Here is a 15,383-nt window from a genome sequence, read left to right as displayed (position 1 = left end):
AAATCATGTTTACCGGTATCATACAGGGACAGGGCGAGGTGCGCTCCATGCGTAAAAGCGGCACGGAATGCCGTATATGTCTGCGCCCCCTGTTTACCTTGCCCAACATCATTGATGGCGAATCCATTGCCGTCAACGGAGCCTGCCTGTCAGTGGAAGAACACGGGGCCGACACCTTCACAGCCTATGCCTCGGCCGAGACGCTCACGCGCACAACTCTGGGCGGCCTGCAAGTCGGGCATCTGGTCAACCTGGAAAGGGCGCTGGCCATGGGCGACCGTCTGGGAGGGCATCTGGTGAGCGGTCACGTGGACTGCCTTGCCACCGTGCGCGAAGTACGCCGGACCGGACAGTCCCTTTGCTGCCGCCTTGTCTTTCCCGCCGAATTCGGGGCGGAGGTTATCCCCAAGGGGTCCGTGTCTCTTGACGGCATAAGTCTTACGGTCAATGATTGCGGCCCGGATTTTCTTGAGGTCAACATCATCCCCGATACACAGAAGCGCACCACCATGCTGCACTGGCGTCCGGGCGTGACGGTCAATATGGAAACCGACCTCATCGGAAAATACGTCCGCCGCCTGCTGGGTCCCTGGGCCGGAAACAGTACAAACAGCGACAAGACAGACCCTGAAGTATCGGGGCTGAGCAAGGATTTTCTGTTGCGGCAAGGTTTTCTATAGACCTTCCATATGGCAATGACCGTGCGCGGCATCGTGCCGCGCGGAAGCGTCATGCCATACTTTTGCGTCATGCGCAGAAAACGCCCCTTGCGGGTGAAGTTCGCCAGGCGCAGACACAGCCGCGTTTGCATGACATTTTTATAACCCATATATCACGAAGGAACAGGGCGCATCGTTGCGCCGAGGAGTCGCCATGAGCACTGTGAAAACCATTGCGGGCCAGTTGGACGCCAAGGGCCTCAAGGTGGCCGTTGTGGCCACCCGCTTTAACGACTTTATTGTAGACCGCCTGGTGGGCGGCGCGCTGGACTATCTGGAGCGTCACGGTCTGGACATGGAAAACGTGACCATGGTGCGCATTCCCGGCGCTTTCGAGATGCCCCTGGCCTGCCAGAAGCTGGCCGCGTCCGGCAAGTATGACGGCATCCTGGCTCTGGGCGCTGTCATCCGTGGTGGAACTCCCCATTTTGATTACGTATGCGCCGAGGCCAGCAAGGGCATTGCCCAGGCCATGCTGCAACACAGCATGCCTGTTGGCTTTGGCCTGCTGACCTGCGACAATATCGAGCAAGCCATTGAGCGTGCCGGTTCCAAGGCAGGTAACAAGGGTGTGGAAGCTGCGGCTGCCATGCTGGAAACCATCCGCGTTATGGAGCAGTTGTAACCCATGGCCAAAGGCAAAAATGCCACCAGGCGCGGTGAGCGTGAACTGGCTTTTCAGGTTCTGTACGGTCTCTCCTTCACGCCGGCCCGCTCTCTTGAAGAGTTGCGCCGCAGTTTTCGCATGTCGCCTGACAATCTGGCGCGCAGTGAGGAAAGCGGTGTTCCTGTGGAAGCCTGCGGCTTTTCCTGGGAGCTTGTGGAAGGAGTATGGAGCAACAGCTCTGCTCTGGACGAGACTATCAGCCGTTTTTCGCACAACTGGCGCGTGGACCGTATGGGCCGGGTTGAACTGACCCTGCTGCGGCTGGCTGCGTATGAGCTTGTTTTTCGTGCTGATGTACCGCCCAAAGTGGCCATCAATGAAGCCCTGGAGCTGAGTCGCCAGTTTGGTGAAGGCAATGCCAAGAACTTCATCAACGGCATTCTCGACGCTGTGGCCAAGGCTCTGGAAAACGGCGAGCTGCAACGCTGCGCCGCACCCTCCAATACATCTATCTGAACCGGTATGCCCCATGACGCAAGAACGTTACAATCCGCAAGCAATTGAAGAAAAATGGCAGGCCCGCTGGCAGGCAGAAAACGCCTTTGCCTGCAGCCATGAAAGCAACAAGCCCAAATACTATGTGCTCGAAATGTTCCCCTACCCTTCGGGCAACATACATATGGGCCATGTGCGCAACTACTCCATCGGCGATGTGGTCGCGCGCAACAAACGCATGCAGGGTTATAACGTGCTGCATCCTATGGGGTGGGACGCCTTTGGCCTGCCTGCGGAAAACGCCGCCATCAAAAACAACACCCATCCCGCGGAATGGACCTATGCCAATATCCGCACCATGCGCGCCCAATTGAAACGGCTGGGCTATTCCTATGACTGGTCGCGTGAAATCGCCACCTGCCGCCCCGAATATTATCAGTGGGAGCAGATGTTTTTTCTGCGCCTGCTGAAAAAGGGACTCGTCTACCGCAAAAAAGCCCCGCAGAACTGGTGCCCTTCCTGTCATACAGTGCTGGCAAATGAACAGGTCATCGACGGTCTGTGCTGGCGTTGCGACAGCCGCGTGGTACAAAAAGACCTGACCCAGTGGTTTCTCAAGATCACGGCCTACGGCGATGAACTGCTTCGTGATCTTGGCACGCTTGAAGGCGGCTGGCCTGAACGCGTCATCGCCATGCAGCGCAACTGGATAGGTAAATCCACCGGCGCGGCCATTACCTTTGGCCTGGAAAAAAACGTGGAAGGCGTAAAGGGCATTGACGTCTTTACCACCAGGCCCGACACGGTCTTCGGCGTAACCTTCATGACGCTGGCCCCCGAGCACTCCCTGGTTGAGCACCTGATTGAAGGCTACGAAAAAGCCGATGAAGTCCGGGCTTTTGTAGAGCGCATCCGCAACATGGACCGTCTGGACCGCCAGTCCGACCTGCTGGAAAAAGAAGGTATCTTCACCGGTGCTTACGCGCTTCATCCCTTTACGGGCCAGCGTGTTCCCCTGTGGCTCGGCAACTTTGTCCTGGCCGACTACGGCACGGGCGCGGTTATGGGCGTTCCCGCTCACGACCAGCGCGACTTTGAGTTTGCCCACAAATACAGCCTGCCCGTACAGGTGGTCATCTGCCCCGAAGGGCAGGAACTCACGCCCGAAACCATGCCCGAGGCCTATACCGGTGAAGGCGTCATGGTCAATTCCGGCCAGTTTGACGGCATGCTCAACGAAGACGGCAAAAAAGCCGTGGCCCAGAGCCTTGAAAAAAACGGCAAGGGCAAAGCTACCACCCAGTTCCGCCTGCGTGACTGGAACATCTCGCGCCAGCGCTACTGGGGCGCTCCTATCCCGGTAATTTATTGCGACAAGTGCGGGGCTGTGCCGGAAAAGGAAGAAAACCTGCCCGTACTGCTGCCGCTGGATGTAAAAACCCGCAGCGATGGCCGGTCCCCCCTGGCCGATACGCCGTCCTTCGCGCAGTGCATCTGCCCCCAATGCGGCGGTCCGGCCCGGCGCGAAACAGATACAATGGACACGTTTGTGGAGTCCTCATGGTACTTCGCGCGCTTTGCCAGCGCCCGCGACACTGAAACGCCTTTTGATATGGACGCGGTGAAGTACTGGCTGCCTGTGGATCAGTACATCGGCGGTGTGGAGCATGCCATTCTGCATCTGCTCTACTCCCGCTTTTTCACAAAAGTACTGCGCGACATGGGTTTCTTCCCACCCGAACTTTCCGAGCCTTTCAACAACCTGCTCACGCAGGGCATGGTGCTCAAAGACGGCGGCAAGATGTCAAAATCCAAGGGCAACGTGGTTGACCCCACAGAAATGATCAAAAAATACGGTGCAGACACTGTGCGGCTTTTCTGCCTGTTTGCCGCCCCTGCCGAAAGGGATTTCGACTGGTCCGATTCGGGCATTGAGGGGGCTTCGCGCTTCATCAACCGCGTATGGCGGCTTTTTGTGGAAGAACAGGCACGCCTGCTGCCCCTCAAGGCCTGCGCCTCGACTGCCCAGGACGCCCAAAGCCCTGAAGCCCGCGATCTGCGCCGCCGTGAACACCTGACTGTTAAAAAAGCCGGAGAAGACATGGGAGACCGCTTCCAGTTCAACACAGCCATTGCCGCTGTGATGGAACTGGTCAACACCATGTACATTTCACGCGAAAAAATGGGATCGACCGAAGGCGACAGACGGGTATTCTCTTCAGCTATGGGCACGGTGCTTACGTTGCTTTCACCCATAATCCCGCATGTCTGTGAAGAACTGTGGAACCGCCTGGGGCATGACGCATCCCTGTCTGACGAGCCCTGGCCCCAGTGGGACAAGGAGGCCACGGCGCAGGATACAGTGACTGTGGCCCTTCAGGTCAACGGCAAACTACGCGGCACGGTGGACATCCCCGCCGGGGCCGACAAGGCCGCCATGGAAGAAGCCGCCCTTGCAGACAGCTCGGTGCAGCGTCACACAGCCGGGCTGACTGTCCGCAAGGTGGTGGTAGTTCCGGGCAAGCTGGTCAACATCGTGGCCAATTAGCGCATTGTACCGGTGAAAAAGTTTGCATGTACTAACACGGCACGAGAGTCCAGCACACCGTAACACGGCGTGATTCTGCCGAAAATTACGTTTTTCGACAGAATGACAACGCGCAGGAAACTCCTTATTGGGGACGAAGCGCACCGTTACCATGCGAAAGACTCCATGCCCGGCTGTGCCCGGTAATTGACCGAGAATATGTTATGGGGAAGGGAAGCGTCGTAAAGGCTTCCCTTCCCCATAACTCTTCCCCACAAAAACTTTTACCGCTATGATAGGGTTATGAGCACTACCCGCCCCGGTTTTTCCCTCCTTGTCTGCCCTGACGGGCAACTGTTGCGCGACCATCTCGCCCGGCAGCTGTCGGCATACCCTCCGGCTGCCGACGGCGGCCTGCTGCCGCAAAACGCTCCGGCACAGTGGGAACGCCATGTATACTGGGGCGATGAAGAACCTCCCCAGGGATTCTGGGAGCACCTTACCCTGCAGGGCCTTTTCGGCGCGCCCCGCGCTCTGGTGGTGCGTCAGGCCAACCTGTGGCCCGCCGCTGTGTGGAAAAAAATTTCCCACGCCCTGGCCCGGCCATCTGACCAGTGCTGGCCCTTTTTTTGCCTTGAAGTCAACTGGGAGCGCGGCCAGCCCAAAATCCCCGCCCACCTGGGCAAACTTCCCTGCATGGCCTTTGCCGATAAAAAAGGCTGGATATGGCGGCAGGAGGGGCTTGGCGAGCGCACGGTGCGAAAATATGTGCTGCAACGCTGTCAGGCGCTGGGCTTGCGCTTTGCCCCTGACGCTCTCGAACAGTTTTGCGCCTCCGTGCCGCCTGATGCTCTGGCCATAGAAAATGAACTGGACAAGCTGATTCTGCTGTGCCGCGCCATGGCAGACAGTGCACAGGAGCAGAAAGACGACGGCACCGTCAGTCTGGCCATGACTTCCACTGCCTCCTGGAGTCCGGAATGCGATGTTTTTGCCTGCATCCGGCACATGCAGGCGGGCAACCTGGCCGCCGTATGGAAAGAACTTGCGCGCAACAAGGACGGCGACAGCCTGCTCTTTTCCCTGCTGGCCCTGCTGGCCCGCGAAATGCGCCTCCTGTGGCAGTGCCAGGCCGGAGAAAACCCGCGCATGCGACCGCAGGACGCCTCTGCCAAAAAGCAGCTTGCCCGGCGGCTTGGCCCGGCGGCCATCGCCCAGGGTATGTCCCTGATAGTAGACGCCGAACTTCAGGTCAAAAGCGGACGCCGCAGCCCGGACCAGAGCCTGGACTTTCTGGCCGCCCGCATGACGGCCCTTTTTGCCCAGGTGCAAGGCCGCGCGTGAGCGCCTCCCGGGCGGGCCTTACGCCTTGTTTTTTGCCCTCTGAAACGATAATTTCCCTGTAGCCATTCCCCTGCCCTCTTGCATAACCTTCAAGACTGCTTACCTTATGACAACAACGTCAGGTTCCATACCATCGCACACAGGCCACCGGGCCAGACTGCGTGAGCGCTTTGAGCGCGATCCCGCCGGAATGGCGGATTATGAGGTTCTGGAGCTGCTCTTGGGGTACAGTCTCACACGCAAGGACACCAAACCCCTGGCCAAGGAACTGCTGCGCCGTTTTGGCGGCATCCGGGGCGTTATGGACGCGAGACCTGATGAACTTCTGGCCGTACCCGGCTTTGGACCGGGACTCATGACCTTTTTCACGGCTCTGCGCGAAACCTATAGCCGCTATACGGACTCGGCCGTGCGCAAGCGCGAGGTTCTTGCCACCCCACAGGCGGTGGCCCGTATGGCCCAAAGCCGACTGGCCGGCTGCCCCCATGAGGAATGCTGGCTGGCTCTGGTAGACCAGCGCAACAGGCTTACGGCCTGGGAACGCTTGCGCCAGGGCGGCGTGGCCGAGGTTCCCGTACAGCCAAGAGACGTGTTTGAAGCGGCGCTGTTGCGCAAGGCCAGCGGCATTATCGTGGTGCACAACCACCCCGGCGGCAATCCTGCCCCTTCGGAGGCGGACAAGACCTTTACCGCAGAACTGCAAAGGCTTGCGCCGCAACTGGGCCTGCGTTTTCTTGATCACGTTATTGTTACAGAGGGAGACTGCTACAGCATCACACAGATGCAGACCATATAGGCAGTCAGGGAGAATATATGGCCGATTACAACGACAAGAACTATTTGTTGCACATGAGCGGGCCTGATTCCGACACCGGGCCTGGCATCGAAAACGAAGATCCGCGCGCGGTGGAAAATCCCGGGCACGACCTGGCCGAAAGCGAGGGCGGCCTCGCCGCCGCCATGCAGAGCATTCCCGATACTCTGCCCATCCTGCCCGTGCGCGATGTGGTTATTTTCAATTACATGATCCTGCCGCTCTTTATCGGACGCGAAAAATCCGTTCAGGCCGTTGAGGCGGCCCTCAAGAGCGGTCGGCATCTGCTTGTCTGCGCACAAAAAGAAGAAGCCACCGAAGACCCCGGCCCCGAAGATATCTATCAGGTGGGTACCGTGGTGCAGGTCATGCGCATGCTCAAGATGCCCGACTCGCGGGTAAAAATCCTGGTGCAGGGCGTCAGCCGTGCCCGTGTGCGTGAATTCAGCCAGGTGGAGCCTTTCCTTGAGGCCCACATTGAAACCCTGCCCGAAGCCACCCCCAAGGTAGACGCCACTGTTGAGGCCCTGCTGCGCTCCGTGCGCGAGCAGAGCGAAAAAGTGCTGTCCCTGCGCGGGCTTTCTTCACCGGACGTGCTGGCAGTGCTGCAAGGCGTGGATGATCCCGGCCGTCTGGCCGACCTCATCGCCGCCAACATGCGCATGAAGACGGCCGACGCGCAGCAGATTCTTGAAACGGAAGACCCGCTGGACCGCCTCATGCTGGTCAACACCCAGTTGCAGCGCGAGGTTGAGGTAGCCACAGTGCAGGCCCGCATTCAGAGCTCGGCACGCGAAGGCATGGACAAAGCGCAAAAAGACTACTTTTTGCGCGAACAGCTCAAGGCCATCCGCAGCGAACTTGGCGACAAGGACGATGAGGGAGAAGAAGAGCTGGAAAGCCTGCGGGCCGCCCTGGACAAGGCCGGCATGCCCAAGGACGTGCGCAAGGAGGCCGACAAGCAATTGCGCCGTCTGGCCGGCATGCACGCGGACTCTTCCGAGGCCAACGTGGTGCGTACCTATCTGGACTGGCTGGCGGAACTGCCCTGGAAAAAACTCTCGCGCGACAGGCTGGACATAGCCCACGCCAAGCAGATCCTGGATGAAGACCACTGTGGTCTGGAAAAAATCAAGGACCGCATTCTCGAATTCCTGAGTGTGCGCAAGCTCAATCCGCAATCCAAAGGGCCGATCCTCTGCTTTGCGGGTCCTCCCGGCGTGGGCAAAACGTCCCTCGGACGCTCCGTCGCCCGCGCGCTGGGTCGCAAGTTCCAGCGTCTGTCCCTGGGCGGCATGCACGACGAGGCCGAAATACGCGGGCACAGGCGCACCTATATCGGCGCCATGCCCGGCCGCATCATCCAGAGCCTCAAGCAGGCGGGGACACGCAACCCCGTCATTGTGCTGGACGAAGTGGACAAGCTCGGCGCGGACTTCAGGGGCGACCCCTCATCCGCCCTGCTGGAAGTGCTGGACCCGGAACAGAACCACACTTTCAGCGACCATTACCTGAACGTGCCCTTTGATCTTTCCAAGGTCATGTTCCTGTGTACGGCCAACCATCTGGAAACCATCCCGGCCCCCCTGCGCGACCGCATGGAGGTCATCACCCTGCCCGGCTACACCATGCAGGAAAAGGCCGAGATCGCCCGCAAGCATCTTTTGCCTAAAAAGATCAAGGAAAACGGCCTGCAGGAAAAGGATGTAACGCTGGACGATGCGGCCCTGGAAAAAGTCATACGTGAGTACACGCGCGAAGCGGGCCTGCGCAACCTGGAGCGCGAGTTGTCCTCCATATGCCGCAAACTGGCCCGCCGCAAGGCTGAAGGCAAAAAGGGGCCTTTCAGGGTCAGCACCGCAGATGTGGAAAAGCTGCTGGGCGCACCCCGCTTTATTGAAGACGAAAAAGAAAAGAAACTCATGCCCGGCATGGCTCTGGGCCTGGCCTGGACCCCGGCCGGCGGGGAAGTTCTCACTGTGGAAGCCACGGTGATGAAGGGCAAGGGCGGCCTCACCCTTACAGGTCAACTGGGCGATGTCATGAAAGAAAGCGCCCAGGCCGCCCTGAGCTACATACGCAGTCGCGCTGAAGAACTGGGAGTGGATCCGTCCTTCGTGTCGGAATACGACATCCATGTGCACGTGCCCGCAGGGGCCACGCCCAAGGATGGCCCTTCTGCAGGCGTAACGCTCACCACAGCCCTGATTTCGGCCCTCAACGGCCACCGCGTACGCGCTGACCTGTGCATGACCGGCGAAATTACCCTTCAGGGCCGGGTGCTGCCCGTGGGCGGCATCAAGGAAAAAATCCTGGCCGGTGTGGCGCGCGGACTGAAACATGTTGTCATTCCGTGGCAAAATACCAAGGACCTTGAAGACGTGCCCAAGGAACTGCTCAAACGTATCACCGTACACCCTGTACACCATTACGATGAACTGCTGCCCCTGGTTTTTGAAGGTAAAAGCGGTAAGGGCGGCGCATCTGGCGCAGGGCAGGCTGGCGATAAAGGTGGCAAAAGCAAGGCGGCCGCCGGGAAAAAGGATGTGGTGGCTGCCCGCCCGGCCAAGCCTGCGGCCCCGGCACGACGCCGGAAGGACAAAACCGGGGACGAACGGCCCACCGCAGAAGCCGGAGCCTGAAAACGGTGCGTCTGCGTCAATATCTGATTGAAGCTGCGCAAACATTGCAAAAGGCGGGGGTAGACAGCCCCCGCCTTTGCGCGCAGGTACTGGTGGAAAAAGTGCTGCAGCTTGACCGCCTTGGCTGCGTCATGTACGCCGGGCGACAGTTGAGCGCCCACGAAATCCAGACACTGAACACCCTGCTGGCCCGCCGCGCCGCCGGAGAACCGCTGGCCCATATCACGGGCAGCAAAGAATTTTATGGGCGCGATTTTGCCGTCACGCCCCACACACTCATCCCGCGGCCTGAAACCGAACTGCTTGTGGATAAAGCCATTGAGGCGGCGCGAAAAATCATTGACGCTGCGGACAGGCAAGGTTTGCGTCACGCCAAGACAGAAGGCACGCCTGCCGGTTGTGGTCCCTGTTTTGCTGACCTGGGCTGCGGTTCGGGCTGCATCGGCATTACATTGGCCCTGGAGCTGCCGCATTGGCAGGGCGTACTGGTGGACATCAGCCCGGAGGCCGTGCAGACAGCCCGGCACAATGCCGCGAGTCTCGGCGCACAAAACCGCGTATGGTGCCTGCCCGGGGATATGACCCGGCCGCCTCTGGCGCGGGGCGCATACACCATGCTGGTAAGCAATCCGCCCTATATTGCCGAATCCGAGCGAAGCATGGTAATGGGAGAAGTGCTGGAGCACGAGCCGCACAGCGCTCTTTTCTCACCACGACAGGGACTCGCCCACCTCGCAGCCGCCATACAGGCCGCTGCATGGGCGCTTGTCCCCGGTGGCGTGCTGCTGCTGGAGCACGGGGCGGCACAGGGCGCGGCAACACGCCGCCTGTTACGTGAGCATGACCTGTTCGAGGCCCCGGTCACCCACAGGGATATGGCCGGGCTTGAACGCTGTACTGTGGCGTTTCGGGCGCAGGGCTAACGGCGGTTTCCGACGGCCAAAAAAACGGCTTCCGCCCCTGATCCTTAAGAATCCTGTTTTTCTTCGAGGCAGAGGTTGTCCGCAAGCCTGAAAAAACGGCGAATAAGCGGAATTTTTAAAAAAATTGCATAAAAATGCATTTTTTACTTGCCAAGCGGAACGGAAGTGGCTAAATAGCACTCTTGCCGCTGGCGTAGCTCAACTGGCAGAGCAGCTGATTTGTAATCAGCAGGTTGCGGGTTCGAGTCCCATCGCCAGCTCCATATTACGCTGAACAAAGGACGGACACTTGCCCGACCTTTGCGGCAAGAGTGGAGGGGTTCCCGAGTGGCCAAAGGGAACAGACTGTAAATCTGTCGTCGTAAGACTTCGGTGGTTCAAATCCACCCCCCTCCACCACCACTTTTCCGTCTTCCATTTTTGGACGGTTGGTGGCTGGTTACAAAAAACTGCCTTGGCTGTAGGAGACAGGGTACCTGTCGGGGAACTACGGTAGCGTGCGGGAATAGCTCAACGGCTAGAGCATCAGCCTTCCAAGCTGAGGGTTGCGGGTTCGAATCCCGTTTCCCGCTCCATTCCTGCTGAATTCCTCCCCCTCAGTCAACCCGTCCGCCAATGCACGTTCCCTGGTGTCCAGGGACTGAATGCGGACAGCGGGCCGCCCAACGGTTTTTTTCCCACTGCCGCAGCCGTTACGCGAGGAGCAGGCGTTACACACGCAAGGCTTGAAGCACTTTTTTGTAACGCAGGTAAAACGCAAACATTATTTTCTCCAGGGAGACGTACAATGGGCAAGGAAAAATTTGAACGCAAAAAGCCCCATGTAAACATCGGCACCATCGGCCACATTGACCATGGCAAAACCACGTTGACCGCGGCCATCACCAAAGTGGCCAACCTGAAAAGCGGCGGCAAGTTCATTTCGTATGACGAAATCGACAAGGCCCCCGAAGAAAAGGAACGCGGCATCACCATTGCCACCTCGCACGTTGAGTACGAGACCGACAAGCGTCACTACGCTCACGTGGACTGCCCCGGTCACGCCGACTACATCAAGAACATGATCACCGGCGCTGCCCAGATGGACGGCGGCATCCTGGTGGTGGCTGCCACTGACGGCCCCATGCCCCAGACCCGTGAGCACATCCTGCTCGCCCGTCAGGTCGGTGTGCCCCAGCTGGTGGTGTTCCTGAACAAGTGCGACCTCGTGGACGACGAAGAGCTGCTCGAACTGGTGGAGCTGGAAGTGCGCGAACTGCTTTCTTCCTACGACTTCCCCGGCGACGACGTGCCCGTGATCCGCGGCTCCGCACTCAAGGCCCTGGAATCCGATGATCCCAACTCCGCTGAAGCCAAGTGCATTCTTGACCTTCTGGATGCTTGCGACTCCTTCATTCCCGAGCCTGTGCGTGACATTGACAAGCCCTTCCTGATGCCCATTGAAGACGTGTTCTCCATCTCCGGCCGCGGCACCGTTGTGACCGGTCGTGTGGAACGCGGCGTCATCAAGGTCGGCGAAGAAGTGGAAATCGTGGGCATCAAGCCCACCGTCAAGACCACCTGCACCGGCGTTGAAATGTTCCGCAAGCTGCTCGACCAGGGCGAAGCCGGCGACAACATCGGCGCCCTGCTGCGCGGCACCAAGCGTGACGATGTGGAACGCGGTCAGGTTCTTGCCGCGCCCAAGAGCATCACGCCCCACAAGAAGTTCAAGGCTGAAGTGTACGTGCTCTCCAAGGAAGAAGGCGGCCGCCATACCCCGTTCTTCACCGGATACCGTCCCCAGTTCTACTTCCGTACCACGGACATCACCGGCGTCATCAGCCTGCCCGAAGGTGTGGAAATGGTTATGCCTGGCGACAACTCGCAGTTTATTGTTGAACTCATCGCTCCCATCGCCATGGAAGCCGGCCTGCGCTTCGCCATCCGTGAAGGTGGCCGCACCGTTGGCTCGGGCGTGGTGACCGAAATCAACGAGTAGTTTTATGAGAGTCAACATACTTCTGGCTTGCACTGAGTGCAAACGCCGCAACTACAGCACCCGGAAGAACAAGAAAAATACTACCGGTCGGCTGGAAATGAAAAAGTATTGCCCCTGGGACAAGAAGCACACGGTGCATCGCGAAACCAGGTAACATAATTCCGCCGGGGGGCGTTAAGCCCCCCGGACGGCACGCAGGGCAGTAGCTCTAACGGCTAGAGCGGCGGTCTCCAAAACCGCAAGTTGGGGGTTCGAATCCCTCCTGCCCTGCCATTTTTTATCTCCGGACAACATCATGGCAAAAAAACAAGCTCAAGCTGCCGACCTCAAGGCCGATAAAGCCCCCAACGTCTTCGTGCGCTTCGCGCGCTACGTCGAAGACGCAAAGGCCGAATTGCGCAAAGTGACGTGGCCCACGGTAAAAGAAACACGTAAAGCCACTTTGGCTGTGTTGGGCTTTGTAGCCGTGATGGCCGTCATTTTGGGGTTGGTTGACCTTGGTCTGTCATCCCTGATCAAGACCATACTGTCCTGAAGGCCGATATGAAAGATCCTGTTATCGACGAAACTTCCGAGCTGTCGAAAAAAGCTCGCTGGTACATTGTGCACACGTACTCGGGCTTCGAGCAGCGTGTGCAGAAAACCATTAACGAGTTGCGCCGCACCGGGCAGGAACAAGGCCTGATTGAAGAAGTGGTGGTTCCTACCGAAAAGGTCATCGAACCTACCAAGGGCGGACAGCAGCGCACTTCTACGCGCAAGTTCTACCCCGGTTATGTGATGGTGCGCATGGTCATGACCGACCTGTCCTGGCATCTGGTGCAGTCCATACCCAAGGTTACAGGTTTTGTGGGCGGTAAAAACCGTCCCACCCCCATGCGTGATGGAGAGGCGGAACGCATTCTGTCACTGATGGAAACACGCCAGGAAACCCCGAGACCCAAGTTCAACTTTGACAGGGGTGACGAGGTGCGCGTTATTGAAGGGCCTTTTGGAGGCTTTAACGGCGTGGTGGAAGACGTTAACTACGACAAGGGGAAGCTGCGCGTCTCCGTTTCCATTTTCGGGCGTCAAACGCCGGTGGAACTGGACTTTGCGCAGGTTTCCAAAGGCTAGAACCCTTCGTTTCCGAAGGGTTTTTGCGGAAGGGACATATTCCCAGCCCGCACGGCGCGTTGCAGCACCCTTGAGCAGCACGCCGGACAAAGTGCCACCTAACCTTGCTTAATGACTTGCCCCCGCGCGGCGGCCACGGCCGATCTGCGCGAGCATTGATGAAGGACAAAGCAAATGGCCAAAAAAGAAGTTGCCAAAATCAAATTGCAGATTCCTGCGGGCGCGGCCAACCCCTCCCCGCCGGTGGGTCCCGCCCTGGGTCAGCACGGCCTGAACATCATGGGCTTCTGCAAAGAGTTCAATGCCCGTACCCAGGACCAGAAAGGCATGATCATTCCTGTGGTCATCACGGTCTACGCCGACCGTTCCTTCACCTTCATCACCAAGACGCCTCCGGCCTCGGTGCTGATCATGAAGGCCGCCAAGATCGAAAAAGGCTCCGGCGAGCCCAACCGTAACAAGGTTGGCAGCCTGACCATGGCTCAGGTGGAAGAAATCGCGAAGCTCAAGCTGCCCGACCTCAACGCCGCCGGCCTGGAATCTGCCATCAAGTCCATTGCGGGTACAGCTCGCAGCATGGGCATTGACGTTAAGTAAGGCCACGCCGCATCGCGGGGGTTACGGCCCCATGCAATTTGCAGCTTTATCGGCCTTGGGGCGCAGTCCGGCGGTTCAAAACAGATTCCGCCCGCAACGCCATCGTTGAAATCAATTGTACTGCCGCCTTCGCTCAAGCAGAAGACCGGCAGGAGATGCAAAACGACAAGGATTATCTCATGCCCAAACATGGCAAAAAATTTCGCAACGCCCTCGAAGGTACAGACCTTCAGGAGCGCTTCAGCGTTGAAGACGCTGTTGGCAAGTCGCTGGGCGCGGCCTTTGCCAAATTTGATGAAACCGTAGACGTGGCCATCCGTCTTGGTGTTGACCCCAAATATTCCGACCAGATGGTGCGCGGCGCCGTCACCCTGCCCAACGGGCTTGGCAAGACCGTGCGCGTGGCCGTTTTCTGTAAGGGCGAAAAGCAGGCTGAAGCCCGCGAAGCCGGTGCGGATATCGTGGGCGCTGAAGATCTGGTGGCCGAAGTCAAGGCCGGCAACCTCAACTTTGACGCTGCCGTGGCCACTCCCGACGTTATGGCCCTTGTGGGCCAGATCGGCCGCCTGCTTGGCCCCCGTGGCCTCATGCCTAACGCCAAGACCGGCTCCGTCACCTTTGACGTGGCCAAGGCCGTGAGCGAACTCAAGGCTGGTCGCGTTGACTTCAAGGTAGACAAGGCCGGTGTGCTGCATGCCCCTCTGGGCAAGGCTTCTTTTGGTCCCGAAAAAATCCTCGGCAACCTCAAGGCCCTGCTTGATACCGTGAACCGCCTCAAGCCTTCTTCGGCCAAAGGCACCTATCTGATCTCCATGGCGATTTCCACCACTATGGGGCCCGGTTTCAAAGTGGACATGACTCAGGTTAAAAAATTTCTTGAGGGGTAACTCTCAAGTTTGATGGCGGCCTGTAACCAGGCCGCCATCAAAATGTCTAAGGAACAGGAATACGAGTCGAAGACGGCAGGCGGGCATAGCCCTTAATCGCCCTGCCCAGACGCTTCTACTTTGGCTCGGCATTCCACCTGGCAACCCCGAACGTGAGAGGTATCACGTGAAAAGGTCTGAAAAAGCCGCAGTTATTGAAGCCATCAAGGCCAAGGCCGACAAGGCTTCTTTTGCTGTGCTGACGGACTTCAAGGGTATGACGGTGGAAGAGCTGACGAACCTGCGTGGTAGCCTTCGCAAGGCTGGCGGCGAGTATCTCGTCGTTAAAAACACGCTGGCGCGTATAGCTCTGACCGACGGCACGCACGACGTTATCAAGGACAAATTCCGCGAAAACATCGGCGTGGCCTTTGGGTTCGATGACCCTGTGGCGGTGGCCAAGGCGTTGAGTGATTTTGCTAAGCAGAGCAAGCTTTTTGAATTGCGCTGCGCCAGCCTGGACGGCAAGGCTCTTGAAGTCGCCCAGATTGACGCTCTGGCCAAGCTGCCCGGCAGGGAACAGCTTCTCGGCCATCTGCTCGGTACAATGAACGCCGTGCCCACCAATTTTGTGTCGCTGTTTGCCAACGTGCTGCGTGGCCTGCTCTATGCCCTCAAGGGTATCGAAGAGCAGAAGTCCAATGCCGCCTAGTTGTGCATCACCGCAATCATCCGACTTTAAGCCAAAGATC

Annotated in this window: 14 protein-coding genes, 4 tRNA genes and 1 pseudogene; all 19 read left to right on the top strand. The window is 58.6% G+C overall.

Features of this window, described 5'->3' with window-relative positions; translation table 11 throughout:
• Positions 1-5: 5 nt before the first annotated feature.
• The 19 genes and pseudogenes from ACZ495_RS02355 to rplJ all read left to right on the top strand — a co-directional run bounded on the left by ACZ495_RS02355 (position 6) and on the right by rplJ (position 15,343).
• Entirely contained in the window at positions 6-680 is a 675-nt protein-coding gene (locus tag ACZ495_RS02355; RefSeq protein ID WP_296984001.1) for a riboflavin synthase, read from the top strand.
• A gap of 193 nt (positions 681-873) precedes the next feature.
• On the top strand, positions 874-1,344 hold the full coding sequence (ribH, locus tag ACZ495_RS02350; RefSeq protein WP_464262549.1) for a 6,7-dimethyl-8-ribityllumazine synthase: 471 nt from the start codon (positions 874-876) through the stop codon (positions 1,342-1,344).
• 3 nt (positions 1,345-1,347) lie between these two features.
• Positions 1,348-1,842 carry a transcription antitermination factor NusB gene (gene nusB / locus ACZ495_RS02345; protein WP_012625245.1) on the top strand — a complete coding sequence of 165 codons (495 nt, stop codon included), beginning with the start codon at positions 1,348-1,350 and terminating at the stop codon, positions 1,840-1,842.
• A 13-nt stretch (positions 1,843-1,855) separates the two neighbouring features.
• The gene (leuS, locus tag ACZ495_RS02340; protein ID WP_464262548.1) at positions 1,856-4,369 is read left to right on the top strand and encodes a leucine--tRNA ligase; all 2,514 of its coding nucleotides are present in this window, start codon (positions 1,856-1,858) and stop codon (positions 4,367-4,369) included.
• 282 nt (positions 4,370-4,651) lie between these two features.
• Positions 4,652-5,692: a DNA polymerase III subunit delta gene (locus ACZ495_RS02335; RefSeq protein WP_464262547.1), complete on the top strand. Its 1,041-nt coding sequence runs from the start codon at positions 4,652-4,654 to the stop codon at positions 5,690-5,692.
• Between the two features lie 106 nt (positions 5,693-5,798).
• Complete coding sequence (locus ACZ495_RS02330; protein ID WP_012625248.1) at positions 5,799-6,488, top strand: JAB domain-containing protein; 690 nt, start codon at positions 5,799-5,801, stop codon at positions 6,486-6,488.
• A gap of 53 nt (positions 6,489-6,541) precedes the next feature.
• A pseudogene (gene lon / locus ACZ495_RS02325) lies at positions 6,542-8,962 on the top strand (endopeptidase La); the annotation flags it as partial.
• A gap of 191 nt (positions 8,963-9,153) precedes the next feature.
• Positions 9,154-10,071: a peptide chain release factor N(5)-glutamine methyltransferase gene (gene prmC / locus ACZ495_RS02320; RefSeq protein WP_012625250.1), complete on the top strand. Its 918-nt coding sequence runs from the start codon at positions 9,154-9,156 to the stop codon at positions 10,069-10,071.
• A 187-nt stretch (positions 10,072-10,258) separates the two neighbouring features.
• Positions 10,259-10,334, top strand: a tRNA-Thr gene (locus tag ACZ495_RS02315).
• A 50-nt stretch (positions 10,335-10,384) separates the two neighbouring features.
• Positions 10,385-10,470, top strand: a tRNA-Tyr gene (locus ACZ495_RS02310).
• A gap of 100 nt (positions 10,471-10,570) precedes the next feature.
• Positions 10,571-10,646: transfer RNA gene (locus tag ACZ495_RS02305), tRNA-Gly, on the top strand.
• Between the two features lie 212 nt (positions 10,647-10,858).
• Positions 10,859-12,052: an elongation factor Tu gene (gene tuf / locus ACZ495_RS02300; protein WP_012625251.1), complete on the top strand. Its 1,194-nt coding sequence runs from the start codon at positions 10,859-10,861 to the stop codon at positions 12,050-12,052.
• Between the two features lie 4 nt (positions 12,053-12,056).
• Positions 12,057-12,206, top strand: coding sequence for a 50S ribosomal protein L33 (rpmG, locus tag ACZ495_RS02295; RefSeq protein WP_012625252.1), 150 nt, complete (start codon positions 12,057-12,059; stop codon positions 12,204-12,206).
• A gap of 42 nt (positions 12,207-12,248) precedes the next feature.
• Positions 12,249-12,325 (top strand) — tRNA-Trp (locus tag ACZ495_RS02290).
• A 22-nt stretch (positions 12,326-12,347) separates the two neighbouring features.
• On the top strand, positions 12,348-12,587 hold the full coding sequence (gene secE, locus ACZ495_RS02285) for a preprotein translocase subunit SecE (protein ID WP_012625253.1): 240 nt from the start codon (positions 12,348-12,350) through the stop codon (positions 12,585-12,587).
• 8 nt (positions 12,588-12,595) lie between these two features.
• Positions 12,596-13,168 (top strand): transcription termination/antitermination protein NusG, encoded by a 573-nt coding sequence (gene nusG / locus ACZ495_RS02280; protein ID WP_012625254.1) that lies wholly within the window; start codon positions 12,596-12,598, stop codon positions 13,166-13,168.
• A 174-nt stretch (positions 13,169-13,342) separates the two neighbouring features.
• Entirely contained in the window at positions 13,343-13,765 is a 423-nt protein-coding gene (gene rplK, locus ACZ495_RS02275; protein ID WP_012625255.1) for a 50S ribosomal protein L11, read from the top strand.
• A gap of 179 nt (positions 13,766-13,944) precedes the next feature.
• Complete coding sequence (gene rplA, locus ACZ495_RS02270) at positions 13,945-14,652, top strand: 50S ribosomal protein L1 (RefSeq protein ID WP_012625256.1); 708 nt, start codon at positions 13,945-13,947, stop codon at positions 14,650-14,652.
• Between the two features lie 166 nt (positions 14,653-14,818).
• Positions 14,819-15,343 carry a 50S ribosomal protein L10 gene (gene rplJ, locus ACZ495_RS02265; protein ID WP_012625257.1) on the top strand — a complete coding sequence of 175 codons (525 nt, stop codon included), beginning with the start codon at positions 14,819-14,821 and terminating at the stop codon, positions 15,341-15,343.
• The last annotated feature ends 40 nt before the right edge of the window (positions 15,344-15,383 follow it).

Source organism: Desulfovibrio sp. GTC20076, from assembly GCF_055385905.1.
This window is presented reverse-complemented; position numbering and strand designations above follow the sequence as displayed.